This is a genomic window from Aliihoeflea sp. PC F10.4, from assembly GCF_054612275.1.
In genome coordinates, this window is sequence record NZ_JBTSWH010000002.1 from 69,962 (window position 1) to 84,357 (window position 14,396).

Genomic DNA, 14,396 nt, shown 5'->3' on the forward strand with positions numbered 1-14,396 from the left:
AGGGATTTTTCCATCGAGAAGTGACCCATGTTTGAACCCACCCCTGCTTGATGAGCGCAGGGGACATTGGAGTGATAGACATGGCGTTACTGAGCGTTATCCGGCGCTGGCATCTGCGGGATGGACTTTCGATCCGGGAGATTGCGCGGCGCACGGGGTTATCGCGGAACACGATCCGCAAATACCTGCGATCGGGCGAGGTCGAGCCGCGCTTTCGGGTGCCGGAGCGGCCGAGCAAGCTTGATGCCTATGCCGAGCGGCTGTCGGCCTGGCTGAGGACAGAAGCGAACAGGCCGCGCAAGCAGAAGCGCACGATCAAGCAGTTGCACGCCGACCTGATGAGCCTCGGCTATGAGGGCTCTTACGGCCGTGTCGCCGCCTTTGCGCGTGACTGGAAAGAAGAGCGTCAGCGTCAGATGCAAACGAGCGGGCGCGGCACCTTCGTGCCGTTGGCGTTCGAACCCGGTGAGGCGTTCCAGTTCGACTGGTCGGAAGACTGGGCGGTTCTCGGCGGCGAGCGCACCAAGCTGCAGGTGGCCCACTTCAAGCTCAGCTACAGCCGTGCCTTCATCGTGCGGGCCTATCCGCTGCAAACGCACGAGATGCTGTTCGATGCTCACAACCACGCCTTCCGGGTTCTGGGCGGCGTTCCCCGGCGCGGGATCTATGACAACATGCGCACGGCGGTCGACAGGATCGGCCGCGGCAAGGAACGACAGGTCAATGCCCGCTTCTCGGCCATGGCCAGCCACTATCTGTTCGAGGCCGAGTTCTGCAATCCGGCTTCGGGCTGGGAGAAGGGACAGGTCGAGAAGAACGTCCAGGACGCCCGCCACCGGCTATGGCAGCCGATGCCGCGCTTTCAATCGCTGGAGGCGCTGAACGACTGGCTGGAGCGGCGATGCCGGGAGCTGTGGCAACAGATCCCCCATGGCCTCAGACCCGGAACGGTCGAGGACATCCGGGCCGAGGAGGCTCAGTTCCTGATGCCGATGCCTCGGCTCTTCGACGGCTTCGTCGAATACACCAAGCGGGCCTCTCCGACCTGCCTGGTCCATCTGGAGCGCAACCGCTACAGCGTGCCGGCATCCTTCGCCAACCGCCCTGTCAGCCTCCGGGTCTATCCGGAACGGATCGTGGTTGCCGCCGAAGGGCAGCTCATCTGCGAGCACCGCCGCATCATCGAGCGGTCGCACGACCGTCTTGGCCAGACCGTCTACGATTGGCGGCACTATCTGGCGGTCATCCAGCGCAAGCCGGGAGCCTTGCGCAACGGCGCGCCCTTCACCGAACTGCCCGAAGCCTTCAAGCAGGTGCAGCAGCACCTGCTCAGGAAGCCCGGCGGCGACCGGGAGATGGTCGAGATCCTGTCGCTTGTCCTGCAACATGACGAGCAGGTCGTGCTGACGGCAGTGGAGATGGCCCTGCAGGCTGGCGTGCCGACCAAGGTCCATATCCTCAATCTCCTGCACAGGTTGGTCGATGGCAGGCCGCTCTCGACACCAGTCGTGGATGCACCGCAGGCGCTGAGCCTGGCCAAGGAGCCGCAGGCCAATGTCGAGCGCTACGATGCGCTGCGCCAGGCCAGGGAGGTGCGCCATGCGTCATGATCCCGCCAGCGGCGCCATCGTCATCATGCTCAGAAGCCTGAAGATGCACGGCATGGCGCAGGCCGTCGCCGAGCTCACCGAACAGGCCGCTCCCGCCTTCGAGGCCGCCATCCCGATCCTGTCGCAACTGCTCAAGGCCGAGATGGCAGAACGGGAGGTCAGATCCACCGCCTATCAGCTCAAGGCAGCCCGCTTCCCCGTCTATCGCGACCTGGCCGGCTTCGACTTCGCCAGCAGCGAGATCAACGAGGCCCTCGTGCGCCAGCTCCATCGCTGTGCGTTCATGGCGGATGCCAACAACGTCGTGCTTGTCGGAGGTCCAGGCACCGGAAAGACCCACATCGCCACCGCTCTCGGCGTGCAGGCGGTCGAGCATCATCGCAAGCGTGTCCGCTTCTTCTCCACCGTCGAACTCGTCAACGTGCTCGAACAGGAGAAGGCCCAAGGCAGAGCAGGTCAGATCGCCAATCGGCTCGCTCATTCCGATCTCGTCATCCTCGACGAACTCGGATACCTGCCCTTCAGTGCATCAGGCGGAGCGCTGCTGTTCCATCTGCTGAGCACCCTCTACGAGCGCACCAGCGTCGTCATCACCACCAATCTCAGCTTCAGCGAGTGGGCTACCGTCTTTGGTGACGCCAAGATGACAACCGCGCTGCTCGATCGGCTGACCCATCACTGCCACATCCTGGAGACCGGAAACGACAGCTTCCGCTTCAAAAACAGTTCCGCCCAGGCCCCAGCCAAAAAGAAGGAGAAAGCCGCGCCCTTGACCAAAACCTGAGACCCAAACCATACATGAAGGCGGGTCACTTCTCGGCGAAAATCCCGGGTCAGCTCTCAGCGGAAATCAACATTCTCCCGCTACATCATTGCCTGGAAGCTGTGCGCGACCATGAAGGCCGAGGACGTCACCGACACGCTGAACCTGGCTCTTGTCGCATCAGGCTGCGATCGGGCAACGGTGCATCAACGGCCACGTCTGCTTTCCGACAATGGCCCGTGCTACATCGCCGGCGAGTTGGCCGACTGGCTTCAGGATCGAGACATCGATCACACCCGCGGCGCGCCGTGCCATCCTCAGACCCAAGGCAAGATCGAGCGCTGGCACCAGACGCTGAAGAACCGCATCCTGCTGGAGAACTACTTCCTGCCGGGTGATCTCGAAGCCCAGATCGCCGCCTTCGTCGACAACTACAATCATCGGCGCTACCACGAGAGCCTCGACAATCTCACCCCAGCCGACGTCTACCTCGGGCGCGGCCAGACCATCCTGTTGCAACGAGAAAGGATCAAGCGAAGGACCATCGAACTGCGGCGCTTGCAGCATCGCAAAGCCGCCGCTTAAAATGACAACCCAGATGAGCCAGAGCCTCCACTAAATCAGGCCGCCCAAAGTCTCAATTTGTCTGATGACGGACATTCACGCCCACCAAGCGGCCACGGTCGGTGTAGAAATTCTTCAGGTGAACCTGTGAAACGAAATGATCGAGTGGCATCAACCGCCGCCTGTGTTGCGCGCGATCTGAATCGCCGCGTCCCGCGAACCCCAGTTGCCCTGGAAATAGGAATCAAGTGTTTCGCCATCAGCGAATAGCGGCTCACCGCCAAGGGCGTTCCAATCTCCCTGCACCATATCGCCGACCCTGACGGTTCCTTCATCTCCAAGGAGTTCGACAACGGCATATCCGTCGTCGTGATGCACGACGACCATGCCGCCGTTCATGGATACAAAGATTACTTGACCATTGCTGCGCAGGTCCGCCCTCTAGGAAGGAATCTCGTCGCCGATCGCCATCGCCGTGACGATATAGAACAAACATCGAACAGCAACAACCTTGGAAGCGGTTAACCGCGGCGCGAATGCACATCTCGCGTTCATCCGCTGCGTAGGCAACACGACGTGCGTTCGAGCTAAAAGCGATCTGACAAGCACGACGCATCCCGACATGCGGCAGTTCTGTCGGGAGGAACGACAAGGGCCGCTCTCGCGTAGAGGTCCGCCCTGCTTGTCTCATATCGCGATAGGGATTTCCAGCCTTTCCAGCGATACCGGGTGCGAAAGGGCGGCGCGCCCCGTCGGATTGTCCGAAACATGTATACGAATTCCGGTCACCATCGTTGTCAAACGTCCGAAAAAGAGGTACAAATTTCGGACATGAGCAGCAGTACCTCACCCGACCTGAAGACAACCATGCTTGAGCGCATCCGTACGGGCGCGCCGCGCAAGGTGTGGACGCCCAGCGATTTCGTTGATCTCGCCTCGCGGGATGCGATCGACAAGGCATTGCAGCGGCTAACGAAGGCCGAAACTCTCAGGCGGATTGATCGCGGGCTGTACGATCAGCCTGGCTTCAACAAACTCACCCAGAAACCTAACCCGCCTGATCCGCGCTCAGTCATCGACGCTGTTGGGCGGCGTGACCAAACCCGGATGCTCGTCGACGGCATGACCGCAGCAAACGATCTGGGTCTGACCGACGCAGTTCCGGCGAAAATCGTGGTTCATACTGACGCGCGGCGACGCGCGATCAAGCTCGGCAACGTGACGATCATCTTCCGTCCGACAGCGGCCAGCAAATTGTTTTGGGCCGGACGGCCAGCAATGCGCGTCGTCCAGGCGCTTCACTGGCTGCGCGACCTCCTGGTTCGTGAAGGGGAGAGCGACCAGGTGAGGCGCAAGCTCGCCAAGCTTTTTGAGGACCCGATGATGGGACCTCCTCTAAGAGCGGATCTCGTTGCCGGTATGACAGCGCTTCCGACATGGATGTGGGTGTTCCTCAAGCCACTCATTGATGACAACGCAGGCGCTCATCATCGGCATGCGGATCGTGTTCATCATCGGCAAACACAGACTGATGGCTATGATGATCAGCCTCGCACTTCCCTCTCGCCCAAGCGGAAGCCCCTCTCTACCCAGAAGACACAAACCGCCAAGCGCGGCGCAACCGCAGCGGCGAAGACATGAATCCGGCATTCGACGAAGTTCTCGCGGCAGGGTCGGACGCAATGCTGAGCGCCTTCGATACGACGGCGCAACGCCTCGGCACATCGGCCCAGAACATCGAGAAGGATTTCTGGGTCTGTTGGACGCTGGATGCTTTGTTTAATGAACTGAAAGAAGACGGTCCCCGCCTTCTTTTCAAGGGTGGCACTTCCCTGTCCAAAGGGTTTGGTCTGATCGAGCGTTTCTCTGAAGACATTGATGTCACAGTGTTTCGTGACGATATCGGCGAGCCGGCGACCATCGAGGAGCTAGAAGGGCTCAGCGGCAAAAAACGCAAGGCACGTCTAGATTCGATCAAGGGCGCTTGCAGAGCCTACATCAACGGCCCCCTTCGCGATGAATTGATGTCGATTCTGCAGACCAGATTAAAGGCCGCCGGGATGACGGCTGGCACCGCGCGCGTGGAAGCCGATGATGCCGATCCCGACGGTCAGACCCTGCTGCTCTGGTATCCTTCTGCGACGCCGCAATCGGAGTATGTCCGTGCCGCGATCAAGATCGAGTCCGGCGCGAAATCCGCGCTCGACCCGAACAGTGACGTCTCAATCAAGCCCTATGTCGATGAGGATCTGCCAGGGCTCGACCTGACCGTGCCGGCCGTTCGCACGGTCGATCCCGAACGCACCTTCTGGGACAAGGTCGTCATCCTCCACGGGTTGCGGCGTTGGTTCGACAAGCGTGGCGGACTGCGCGGGGGCGGACAACGCGTGTCGCGTCACTATTATGATCTGCACCGGCTCGCCGCGGCGCCGGTCGGCGCGGCCGCGATCGCCGAGACTGCGCTCGGCGCGGACTGCGTCGCGCACGCGCGAATGTTCTTCGATCGTCCGGATTTCGACCTAGTAAGCGCCGCGCCCGGTTCGTTCGCGCTTGCCCCGCATCAGGCTATGATCGAGCAACTGCGTGTCGACTATAGGGCCATGCAGGGCATGATCTTTGGCAATCCTCCGCATTTTGGGGCTGTGCTCGAAAGCATCAGCTCGCTGGAGACGCGTCTGAACGGAGGCCGGCATGACTAGCCTCGCTGTTCGGTTGATGGAGATCGACGACACGCAGCTAGAAGAATTCATCGAGGTGTGGGTGGAGCGTCGTTCCCAGCAATACGATCGGATCGAACGAACTGGCGCCGCAAACGACAAGGGCCGCGACGTGATCGGCTTCTTGACCCGCGCTCGGCACGAAGGGCCTTGGCATCTCTTTCAGTCCAAACGCAAGACTCGAGGTGGCAAACTTGGAAAGTCCGAGGGGCTCGCCGAACTAGGCAAGGTGTTTTTCCATCATTGTCAGGGGGCATACAAAACCCTGCCCGAAAAATATGTGTTCGTCGCACCGCGCGGCATCGTCGGCTCGTTGATGGATCTGATCAACAACCCTTCGACTCTGGGAACCGCGTTGATCGATGGCTGGGACGAGCACTGCTCCAAGAGCATTACGCGGCGCGAGACGGTAGCGCTAACTCCGGAAATCAGAGCAGCGATCGAGGGCTTCGATTTTTCGCGCGTCGAGCACCTGACCGCCCCGATGCTGGTGAAGGACCAGGCCGCGGGACCAGCCTTGTCCAAGGTGCTTGGTTTGGTGCCGGACGAAGCCCCTGTTGGCGAAGCGCCGCAGGCCATTCAGCCGGAGGAGGCGCACTATGTCGACCAGCTCCGGCACGTCTATGGAGAAGCCAGCGGCGGCGCCTTCATATCGGCCGACGATGTCCTCGCGCATGCGGATCTCGGCGAGCACTTCCGCGATCAACGCACACGCTTTTTCGAAGCCGCCTCGTTCAAGCGGTTTCACCGGGACAATACGACTCCAGGCGCGATTGGGACGTTCGAGGACGACGTGTATCACGGCGTCATCGAGGTGCACCGCGATCGGCACGAGACGCTTCTCCGGCGTGTCGACGCGGTCATGAAGCACGCATCGATCCTGCCGGCAAGTTTGATCGGCCGCACGGTTCGCGTCCCCGTAAAGCAGGGGATTTGCCATCACCTCGCGAATGAAGGGAGGCTGAAATGGGCGCCGTGAGCGGGAGCGATTTCGGCGGATTATTCAACTCTCGTCTCGAGGCGGGCATCAGGGCCGTCGTAGTGCTGGAATATTTGCGGCCGGAGACGCTGGACCTCGCCGAGATGGTCCTGTTCGATCATGTCGTGGTACACACCGCTGATCTTGGCGGCCCCCCCCTAGCCTGCATCCCGAGGTCCCCGGCCGGAAAGGTGAGCTTCTCGTCCGGCGGAGATTGATCGAGGCGAGCTTGCAGCTCATGCAACGATGCCATCTCGTTGACCAGGAGAGCGCCGAGGAAGGCATCGTTTATCGCGCCTCCGAGGAGGCCGCGGCCTATGTCGAACTGCTCGAAACGGACTACTCCGTGCAGATGAAGGCCTGTGCTCGTTGGCTCGCCGAGCAGGTGAAGAAGTGCGCCAATGAAAGATCCAGGTCGCGAGCCGGATCGGTGTTGGTGATCATCTCCGCACACACATCCCATTCCTGTTCGGAGTTGCGGGCAATCATGCGCCACAGCGTGACGAGTTCACGAGAGAAGCGCTGCAGCCAGAAATGGGTGGTCTCGGTGGTTCCGAGTGAGGCGTTGAGAAATCCCATAAGCTGCGCGGACAGGTTCTGTTCCTCACGCTCGCTGGCGTGGCGCCCATAGACCAACGTTATCGCTTGCGACAGAAGCCGCGCATATGGCGGCTCGGCCGGCGCAAATCTCAGGCGCGCATCGATGTCATGCGCCTTTCCCGACAAATGGGCGATTCCTGCGCGCAGTTCATCTTCCAGCGTCTTGATGGTCGGAAAGGCCTCAAGCGTCTTGCTCGCCTTGAAAAGTTCGCGCAGCAGGCCGAGCGGCAGGCCTACGCGGCCGAGAAGCGCCAGCAGGCGGCAGAGACACCGCCGGCCGAGAAATCGCCCGTGGCGGTCCTGAAAGCCCTTGGCGCGGCACAGCGGACCAGCACCGGCAGGAGTGGAAAGACCTGTCAGCCGGCAATAAGGCCACCGGGATCGAATTTTCGCGGATAGCGGCAAGGCAATCCGCGAAGCGACCGAGCGACATAAGGCCGAATGCCGGCCGATCTGGGCGAAGTTCTTCCGCGAGACTAGGCAGGCGGAAAGCGCCTACCTGGCTCGCGAGCAGAGCCTTACCGGCATGATCCGAAACGCACTGGACGCGACGACGCATCAGCGCGTCAGCGGCCAGCTCGGCAACCGTGGCACCCTCGCCGCCACGTTCGGCAACGTGCTGTCGTCGCAGGCCCGCGCCGCGGCATTTGCCGAGGTTCAGGACATGAGCCGCCAGCAGATGGCCGCGCGGCTGAAATCCATTTTGGATTCCGAGATTGCCGGGATCAAAAAACAGCGGTCGCGCGACTTGGACGGGCAACGGGTTGTCTTCGACCAGGCGCGCGCGGCGCTCATCACCCGGCAGGATGTGGAGCGCGGCAAAGTCCGCGAAGCGTGGAAACTGATTTATGCCGACCGGGACCGCGCTCGATCGCCGTATCAGCAGCGATCGCAGCAGCCCGCGCCGATCGAGCGCAAGGAGCGCCCGCACCGTGGCATGAATGCGGAAGCCTACCGCGACAGATACCAGCGGCCAGAGCCGCGCCAGCGCGCGCAGGCCGTGGACAAGAAGCCGTGGCAGGACGCCCCGGCAAAACCGGAGCAGAAGCCCATGACGACCGTAAAAGTTACGTTCGGGAATTTTGCCGAGCAGCAGCCCGCACAGATCGCGCAGACCATACCCGCCTTCGTTCCGCAGGCGCAGCCCGCGCCCTCACCTTCTGGTGATGTTCCTAAGCCTGCCCCCACGCGATTGCAGGAGGTTCCAAAACAGGAGCCAGCCGCGCCGGCGTTCAAACGGTTGGCAGATGCCAAGCGAGACTTTGTGCCGGCGACGGCGAAGCCGGCAGCCATCGAGAAGCGCAAGGATTGGGGTCAGAACCGCGATACGATCCAGCAACCGCAACAATTCAAGCGACTCCCCAAGCGCGACCGGGACCGCGATCCAGAACCGGAGCGGTAACCCCATCCGCAAAGCGCGTTTGGGCGCAAAAGTCCATTATAAAGCTTGGAGGCAACTCACTATTAGCGCGACATCGCTTACGTGGAAGAAGAAACTCTCCACGACGATGGCGGCAGAGCGGTCGCAGCGACGCCACATACCGCTCTGTCTAGCTTACTTGACCGCGAGAACATCCCAGCGCTCGATGACCGGCGGCGCGGCCAGAAGCTCATCGGCGTTCTGCATGAGTGCTGCCGCGATCGGACCGTTGAGATGTGCGGTTCTGTCGCCATCATTCTGAAAGGCGTCAAAGATCGCGAAACTGCTTGGTCCGAACTTTACAGCGTACCAGACCGGAGTACCCGTTTCGGCTTGTGCCAACGGCAGCGCGTCCTTCAGAAACTTTTCCAAAGCCGCTTCTTTGCCAGGCTTGGCGTCGAGCCGCACGAATAAGCCCATATGTGTCATCTTCATCGTCTCCATCTTTGGGTGTGGTTGGGTTGACTTCGAGCTGCCTGTCGTATCCGCCATTGCGCTTGTCGCGCCGGTGGCGACAACGAGAGCCGCCGTGAGCAGGAACACTTTAATGGTCCTCATTTTCTTCCCTATTTGATCGCGCCATCGTCGGCCGCGTCTCTAGACTATCATTGCAGCGGAGCGTTAGCGCTTGGCAGAATTGACAAACATGATACCATTCTCGCCATGAGCACAGCTACGACAATTTTAGCGCTTGATGGGGTGTTCGATACTGGGCTTGCGGCGTTTCAGGACACCTTAGCGACGGGGCGCGACCTGGCGCCGCCCGCCTTGCGTGAAACTTTGAACTCGTCGGTTTCCAGCATTCGTCGCGCAACACGTACAGCGCACGGCCTCGCAATCCCTACGGTTCGGGCCGACGCCCTCCCAACTCCTGGCTTTGTCTTCGTGCCGGCATTGGGAGCGAAGACGGAGGAAGGCATTGCCGACGCCCTTGCTCATCCCGATGTAAAGCGAGCTGTCGAACTATTGCGAACCTGGCAGGCAAATGGTGCGACTATCGCTGCTGCTTGTACGGGGACATTCGTCCTGGCCGAGACGGGATTGTTAGACAAACAAGAGGCCACGACCAGTTGGTGGCTCGCACCTTTCTTTAGAGCCCGGTATCCCAGCGTTGCACTCGATGACAGCCGTGCGCTCGTGGGTAACGACAGGGTCGTTACCGCAGGCGCGGTGCTCGCACATTTCGATTTGGCGCTCTGGTTCGTACGTCAGCGGAGCCCCGAACTGGCCGACACCGTCGCTCGCTACCTAATGCTCGATCCTCGCTCGCCTCAAGCCACCTATGCCATCCCGGATCATTTGCACCACGCCGACCACCTGGTGATGCTCTTCGAGAAGTGGGCGCGTGAAAACCTCGATACGGGCTTTTCCTTGGAGCAGGCCGCGGCCTTTGTCGGGACAAGTGAACGAACTCTGTCCCGCAGAATCAATATGGTGCTGGGCCGCTCTCCATTGTCTTATTTCCAGAGCCTGCGCGTTGAACGAGCGGCTTATCTCCTGAGGACGACCAAATTGGGAATAGATGAGATCGCAGCCCGCACCGGCTATGAGAATGCAGCCACTCTCCGCACTCTGCTACGTCGTAAGACTGGCCGCACCGCCTCAGAAATTCGCCGGACGAACCATTTAGGAGTGCAGGATTATAGATCATCAGCAAGTTGCAGGCCTAAAACGCCTGGTTAGCCTTCGAAATCCTCTCTCTCACTTTCGGAGTCCCGACGACCCAGCAAACCTGATGAGGGGTTCGATGACATCATTGAGATCATCTCCAAGGATGCACATTTTGCGATAACGACGATCATTAAGCTGATAGCTGCTCCGCCATTTCGAGTAGGGTCATAAGCGCATAAACTCCAATGGGACTGCGATTTGAAACAGAATTGCTAATTCTGTTTCAAATTAGTCGATCAAAAGCCCCACTCTAGCTGGGCTAGGGCGGGGCTAAGGAATCGTAAGGCTTAGCCTATCAGCGGATGGGTCTAGGGCCCGGCTTAGGTTCGTTTACCGGAGACGAAACCGATTTAGTCCCCGAAGTTGCCGCTTGCTCGATCTTATCCTTGTTGGCCTGAGCTTGGCGATACCAGTTCTGAACGACTTCGGAAGCAGTGTCCCGACCGCCCAGCCCGAAGGCTAGGCCCAATGCCAGCGCGGTCGCCCCGACGACTGCCATGAACAGCGTATTGACAAGCTCCTGAGCGACCCCGATCTGGTTCACGGCAATCACGATGGCAAAGAACCACACAGCCGTGCGAGCAACCGTCGCAAGAAGGTCCGGATTGTCAAAGCCAGCCTGCGAAGTCGCTCCCCGAACGATCCCGGCAAAGGTGTTTGCGACCAGTCCGCCGATCACCAGTACGACGATGCCAACAGCTAGGTTGGGGATCCACAGCAGGAGCTGACGCAGGACGTCTGACACAGCGGGTAGCCCCAATGCATCAAAAGCGACGACCAGAGCGATCAGCCGGACGAACCATTTTGTGGTTAGTGCTATGAAACCGGCGGGGTCTGTGGAGACCCCCATATTTCGAACGAATGCGCCGAAGCCAGAACGGTCGGCAAGTTCATTGAATTTCACGCTCCTCAACACGGTTGCGATGATCTTCGCCAAAATGGCGGCAACGATCCAGCCGAGGATCAAAATGACGATGAAACCGATGATCTTCGGCACAGCTGCTGCGAAAACCGCGAGCGCAGCGGCAATTGAGGCAAGGGTTGCGTCACCCCAAGTCTGGATTCCCGATAGTGTATTCACGTAAGTTCCCTCTCAAATTTCTGTGAACGCCTAAACGTTCAATGTCTGGGAATGTTCCGCCTGCTGCGCGGGGACAACCTCGCAGGGCCATCGCCTCTACCTGACCGCCGCCGAGCGGTCCGCCTTCCTCACAGCCGCCGCCAAAGCCCCGCGCGAGGTGCGCTCGTTTTGCGAGGTGCTGCACTTTACGGGGTGCAGGATTTCCGAGGCTCTGGCCTTAACCGCGAAACGCATCGACCTCGATGGACAGGCACTCGTTTTCGAGACGCTCAAAAAGCGGCGTAGCGGCGTCTATAGGGCTGTTCCCGTGCCCCCTCGCCTGCTCGACACGCTCGACCTCGTGCATGGCGTTAGGGAGGCCCGCAAGGGCCGGGGCGACCCTGCTCTATGGGGTCAGAACAAGAGCAGTGCGAAATCGTACGCTAAGATCGAACAGAGTGAGAACTCATGCGGCTCGCCGTAGCCCAGCCGGGAGTCTCAGCGACCGGAAACCTTCCGGCAGATGCGGATCGCTATCCCAGGTGTAGATGCCTGTCAGATTGATGTGCTCCCAGCTCAGCGGCGAGATGTGCTTGAGCAGATGATCCGGAATCTCGCGACGCATTTTGCGCAAGTGGGTAACGGCCCGTTCGATATAGACCGTGTTCCAATGGACGATGGCGCTGACGACGAGGTTGAGGCCGGAGGCGCGGAACGCCTGGCTTTCGAACGACCGATCACGGATTTCGCCACGCTCGTGGAAATGCGGGCGGGGTCACCGTCTCCTACTTCGAATGGGTCCAGAACCGTCAGGGGTATTACTGGACCGTCGATGACATCCACGAAAAGCTCCGCGCCATGATGGAACAGGAGGGCCGCGCCGTGTGGGAGGTGGCAAAAGATAAGCAGGTCACGATGCGGACGGCCGCATACGTGCATGCGCTCGGCCGCCTTGCCGAGGCGATCGAAGCCCACGGGACGCAGAGCTTTTTCACCAGCTGAGTTTGCCAACCCGGCACCTGCAAATGCGGGCGCCGGGTGCTGTGTCCCGAATCGGAGTTTTACTTGCTCGACTAGGCCGGCGCTCTCAGCCTGCACCACTGCGGTAAATTCTCTCTCACGAATAAATTAAGAGCGCATTCACGCCTGGTACTCGTTGGCGAGTTTTACTAAGGAAACAGCGTACGTCGGATACGCCGAGAGAAAGTGGCGCCGACTGGCGTCGGCGCCACTTTGAACAAACCTTAGATCTTGCGGCCGGTAGTTCTGGACGAAATCCGGTTGCCTTCGCGCTCATCCTCCACCTCAACCTCGGTGTGACGAACGGTGTCCGATACAGTCTCGGTGCGCTCCTCACTCTGGCGGCGCAGCGCGATCTCTTCCTTGACGCGCGCCTCTTTGGAGATCACCGCCTCTTCGACGTGTTCCTCAGCCTCGATGGTGCGATCGGTGAAGGCCTGCTCGTTTCCGCTCAAAGCGCGGTCGACGGGTCGGCGCTCGATCTCCACGCGATCCTCGCGCAGGTTAACCTGTTCGGAAACCGGTTCCTCGACCACATACGAACGGACGCGTACGCGCCCAAGGTTCACGTCGCGCTTGCCGACCCGGAGCTGCTCCTCGACGACGGGAATGACCTCCTCGTCACCAATGGACCCGGATCGGCGCGCCGTGGCCGCATCGGAAGTGTCGGCATACCCGGCCTCGCGAACACCGGAATAGCTGGAATCGGTCGCATCCACGGTAGAAGCGCCGGTCCAGCCTTCGGACCGCCAGGAGGCCGAGCGCTCATCGACGTCTATCGAGCCCTCGTCGTCGAGGATAGCGAGCGCCTGATCGTAGTATTCGGATGGGATCGCGCTCACCGTGACGAGATAGCCGCCGCGCCGCAGCCCTTCGGCGTAGGTTGCGCGGTCCTCGTCGGGGAAGAAGAAGTCTGAGATACTTTCCCAGAACCCTTTGTCGTCATCATGGGCGCGACTGGCATATTCATCGCCGCCGATCAGCCGGACGGAGGCGTCCGTCAGCCCCAGGCTGCGCAGCTTGTCGACGGCTTCTTCGGCATCGTCGCGCTCATCGAAAAAGGCGGTAAGGTTTCTGTTGCTATAGGCCTCAGGCATTGTCGTAATCCTCTCGGGTTGGTTTGGCCGCATCTCCCGCCTCCCGGGAAATCACGGCTCTCTGCTTCTTTACGGAGACGGGGATTTCTACAGTTTCGGTCGTCGCCCGACGTCTGATGTGAAGTTCCTCCTTGAGGACCAGCCGCTTTTCCACGACCAGAACCTCTTCCAGCACGGGGACGATCGTGACATCGCCCTCTGTGCGGATTTCTGGAGGCCGGTCGACCTCACGGCCAATCGGAACGCGCTCCACATCTATTTCGGTTGAGGTGAGGTCGGCGCCGACCAATTCATCGACCTGTTCGGTGCGCGTCTCCACACGGACACGAGCGACCCGGCTCTTGCGTTTGGAGACGCTGATTTCCTCCTCGACCAGGGGGATCGTTTCAGTTTCTGTCACGTGGGATCGTCCCTTGGGTGATTGCTTCCCAGAACGTTCGATTGTGTGTTTCGTTCCGGCGGGAGTCGATCAATCGACCGCAGGGACCCAATACCCTTCCTTAACCATGACGCATCAATCTTCAGCGGGTCGGAGGACGCCCGATGCGCAAGGTAATCATCGAAGACGGATTGACGGTTCGGTTTCCGACGAGGGATGAATCATTCGCTGACGGCGTTGAGCTCGGGATGCTTGCCACCTTGATGTCTTTTCACCTAGCCTCGTTCTCGCGCACGATCGCAACGACCAATGTGGACCAGGCCCGTTCGTTGGCGCAGAAACTCGGCTACCCGTCGGTTATCGCGGAGGCAGAACATGGCGGATCGACCAAGCTAACCATCAGCCGCACCCGCAAAGTTCAGCTGCGCCTGGTGTCGTTAAGTGGCGAGGCAATGGGTGTGCCTGACCAGCCCACCGTCGCGTTGAGGCCAGTTCGTGCATAGAGGCGCAGATTTC

At 60.3% G+C, this 14,396-nt stretch carries 15 protein-coding genes and 4 pseudogenes; 13 read left to right on the forward strand and 6 right to left on the reverse strand.

Features of this window, described 5'->3' with window-relative positions:
• The first annotated feature begins 80 nt into the window (after nt 1–80).
• The 3 genes and pseudogenes from istA to ACX82Z_RS22265 all read left to right on the forward strand — a co-directional run.
• Complete coding sequence (istA, locus tag ACX82Z_RS22255) at nt 81–1,610, forward strand: IS21 family transposase (protein ID WP_459912187.1); 1,530 nt, start codon at nt 81–83, stop codon at nt 1,608–1,610.
• Nucleotides 1,600–2,394: an IS21-like element helper ATPase IstB gene (gene istB, locus ACX82Z_RS22260; protein WP_442843476.1), complete on the forward strand. Its 795-nt coding sequence runs from the start codon at nt 1,600–1,602 to the stop codon at nt 2,392–2,394. The genes istA and istB overlap by 11 nt, the downstream gene beginning before the upstream one ends.
• Nucleotides 2,395–2,466: 72 nt before the next feature.
• Nucleotides 2,467–2,958, forward strand: a pseudogene (locus tag ACX82Z_RS22265) (transposase); the annotation flags it as partial.
• Between the two features lie 150 nt (nt 2,959–3,108).
• Here ACX82Z_RS22265 and ACX82Z_RS22270 read toward each other — a convergent pair.
• The gene (locus tag ACX82Z_RS22270; protein ID WP_459912035.1) at nt 3,109–3,336 is read right to left on the reverse strand and encodes a hypothetical protein; all 228 of its coding nucleotides are present in this window, start codon (nt 3,334–3,336) and stop codon (nt 3,109–3,111) included.
• A gap of 468 nt (nt 3,337–3,804) precedes the next feature.
• Here ACX82Z_RS22270 and ACX82Z_RS22275 point away from each other — a divergent pair, with 468 nt between their 5' ends.
• The 6 genes and pseudogenes from ACX82Z_RS22275 (at nt 3,805) to ACX82Z_RS22300 (ending at nt 8,635) form a co-directional block, all read left to right on the forward strand.
• Nucleotides 3,805–4,578, forward strand: coding sequence for a DUF6088 family protein (locus ACX82Z_RS22275; protein ID WP_459912036.1), 774 nt, complete (start codon nt 3,805–3,807; stop codon nt 4,576–4,578).
• Nucleotides 4,575–5,636 carry a nucleotidyl transferase AbiEii/AbiGii toxin family protein gene (locus ACX82Z_RS22280; protein WP_459912038.1) on the forward strand — a complete coding sequence of 354 codons (1,062 nt, stop codon included), beginning with the start codon at nt 4,575–4,577 and terminating at the stop codon, nt 5,634–5,636. The genes ACX82Z_RS22275 and ACX82Z_RS22280 overlap by 4 nt, the downstream gene beginning before the upstream one ends.
• Nucleotides 5,629–6,633, forward strand: a complete 1,005-nt coding sequence (locus ACX82Z_RS22285; RefSeq protein WP_459912040.1) for an ABC-three component system protein — start codon at nt 5,629–5,631, stop codon at nt 6,631–6,633. The genes ACX82Z_RS22280 and ACX82Z_RS22285 overlap by 8 nt, the downstream gene beginning before the upstream one ends.
• Nucleotides 6,621–7,264 (forward strand): annotated as a pseudogene (locus ACX82Z_RS22290) (ABC-three component system middle component 2). The gene ACX82Z_RS22285 and the pseudogene ACX82Z_RS22290 overlap by 13 nt, the downstream one beginning before the upstream one ends.
• A gap of 14 nt (nt 7,265–7,278) precedes the next feature.
• Nucleotides 7,279–7,632 carry a hypothetical protein gene (locus ACX82Z_RS22295; RefSeq protein WP_459912042.1) on the forward strand — a complete coding sequence of 118 codons (354 nt, stop codon included), beginning with the start codon at nt 7,279–7,281 and terminating at the stop codon, nt 7,630–7,632.
• 127 nt (nt 7,633–7,759) lie between these two features.
• Complete coding sequence (locus ACX82Z_RS22300; RefSeq protein ID WP_459912044.1) at nt 7,760–8,635, forward strand: hypothetical protein; 876 nt, start codon at nt 7,760–7,762, stop codon at nt 8,633–8,635.
• A 153-nt stretch (nt 8,636–8,788) separates the two neighbouring features.
• On the opposite strand, the gene ACX82Z_RS22305 is transcribed toward ACX82Z_RS22300, so the two are convergent.
• Nucleotides 8,789–9,196 (reverse strand): putative quinol monooxygenase, encoded by a 408-nt coding sequence (locus ACX82Z_RS22305; protein ID WP_459912046.1) that lies wholly within the window; start codon nt 9,194–9,196, stop codon nt 8,789–8,791.
• A 120-nt stretch (nt 9,197–9,316) separates the two neighbouring features.
• Between ACX82Z_RS22305 and ACX82Z_RS22310 the strand changes: the two genes are divergently transcribed.
• Complete coding sequence (locus ACX82Z_RS22310) at nt 9,317–10,336, forward strand: GlxA family transcriptional regulator (RefSeq protein WP_459912048.1); 1,020 nt, start codon at nt 9,317–9,319, stop codon at nt 10,334–10,336.
• Nucleotides 10,337–10,619: 283 nt separating this feature from the next.
• On the opposite strand, the gene ACX82Z_RS22315 is transcribed toward ACX82Z_RS22310, so the two are convergent.
• Nucleotides 10,620–11,405, reverse strand: coding sequence for a mechanosensitive ion channel family protein (locus ACX82Z_RS22315; RefSeq protein WP_459912050.1), 786 nt, complete (start codon nt 11,403–11,405; stop codon nt 10,620–10,622).
• A 100-nt stretch (nt 11,406–11,505) separates the two neighbouring features.
• Between ACX82Z_RS22315 and ACX82Z_RS22320 the strand changes: the two genes are divergently transcribed.
• Complete coding sequence (locus tag ACX82Z_RS22320; protein WP_459912189.1) at nt 11,506–11,868, forward strand: site-specific integrase; 363 nt, start codon at nt 11,506–11,508, stop codon at nt 11,866–11,868.
• Here the strand turns inward: ACX82Z_RS22320 and ACX82Z_RS22325 are convergent.
• Nucleotides 11,851–12,147 (reverse strand): annotated as a pseudogene (locus ACX82Z_RS22325) (Tn3 family transposase); the annotation flags it as partial. The gene ACX82Z_RS22320 and the pseudogene ACX82Z_RS22325 overlap by 18 nt on opposite strands.
• Here ACX82Z_RS22325 and ACX82Z_RS22330 point away from each other — a divergent pair.
• Nucleotides 12,147–12,386 (forward strand): annotated as a pseudogene (locus tag ACX82Z_RS22330) (glutamate dehydrogenase); the annotation flags it as partial. The pseudogenes ACX82Z_RS22325 and ACX82Z_RS22330 sit on opposite strands and share 1 nt — an antisense overlap.
• A 242-nt stretch (nt 12,387–12,628) precedes the next feature.
• Here ACX82Z_RS22330 and ACX82Z_RS22335 read toward each other — a convergent pair.
• Nucleotides 12,629–13,501, reverse strand: coding sequence for a YsnF/AvaK domain-containing protein (locus tag ACX82Z_RS22335; protein ID WP_459912052.1), 873 nt, complete (start codon nt 13,499–13,501; stop codon nt 12,629–12,631).
• On the reverse strand, nt 13,494–13,901 hold the full coding sequence (locus ACX82Z_RS22340; protein ID WP_459912054.1) for a DUF2382 domain-containing protein: 408 nt from the start codon (nt 13,899–13,901) through the stop codon (nt 13,494–13,496). The genes ACX82Z_RS22335 and ACX82Z_RS22340 overlap by 8 nt, the downstream gene beginning before the upstream one ends.
• A 143-nt stretch (nt 13,902–14,044) precedes the next feature.
• Here ACX82Z_RS22340 and ACX82Z_RS22345 point away from each other — a divergent pair, with 143 nt between their 5' ends.
• Nucleotides 14,045–14,383, forward strand: coding sequence for a hypothetical protein (locus ACX82Z_RS22345; RefSeq protein ID WP_459912056.1), 339 nt, complete (start codon nt 14,045–14,047; stop codon nt 14,381–14,383).
• The last annotated feature ends 13 nt before the right edge of the window (nt 14,384–14,396 follow it).

What these genes read in the sequence shown, in the direction of transcription:
- istA (WP_459912187.1), top strand. Translation starts at nt 81, where the DNA reads ATGGCGTTACTGAGCGTTATCCGGCGCTGGCATCTGCGGGATGGACTT.
- istB (WP_442843476.1), top strand. Translation starts at nt 1,600, where the DNA reads ATGCGTCATGATCCCGCCAGCGGCGCCATCGTCATCATGCTCAGAAGC.
- ACX82Z_RS22270 (WP_459912035.1), bottom strand. Translation starts at nt 3,336, where the DNA reads ATGAACGGCGGCATGGTCGTCGTGCATCACGACGACGGATATGCCGTT.
- ACX82Z_RS22275 (WP_459912036.1), top strand. Translation starts at nt 3,805, where the DNA reads ATGCTTGAGCGCATCCGTACGGGCGCGCCGCGCAAGGTGTGGACGCCC.
- ACX82Z_RS22280 (WP_459912038.1), top strand. Translation starts at nt 4,575, where the DNA reads ATGAATCCGGCATTCGACGAAGTTCTCGCGGCAGGGTCGGACGCAATG.
- ACX82Z_RS22285 (WP_459912040.1), top strand. Translation starts at nt 5,629, where the DNA reads ATGACTAGCCTCGCTGTTCGGTTGATGGAGATCGACGACACGCAGCTA.
- ACX82Z_RS22300 (WP_459912044.1), top strand. Translation starts at nt 7,760, where the DNA reads ATGATCCGAAACGCACTGGACGCGACGACGCATCAGCGCGTCAGCGGC.
- ACX82Z_RS22310 (WP_459912048.1), top strand. Translation starts at nt 9,317, where the DNA reads ATGAGCACAGCTACGACAATTTTAGCGCTTGATGGGGTGTTCGATACT.
- ACX82Z_RS22335 (WP_459912052.1), bottom strand. Translation starts at nt 13,501, where the DNA reads ATGCCTGAGGCCTATAGCAACAGAAACCTTACCGCCTTTTTCGATGAG.
- ACX82Z_RS22345 (WP_459912056.1), top strand. Translation starts at nt 14,045, where the DNA reads ATGCGCAAGGTAATCATCGAAGACGGATTGACGGTTCGGTTTCCGACG.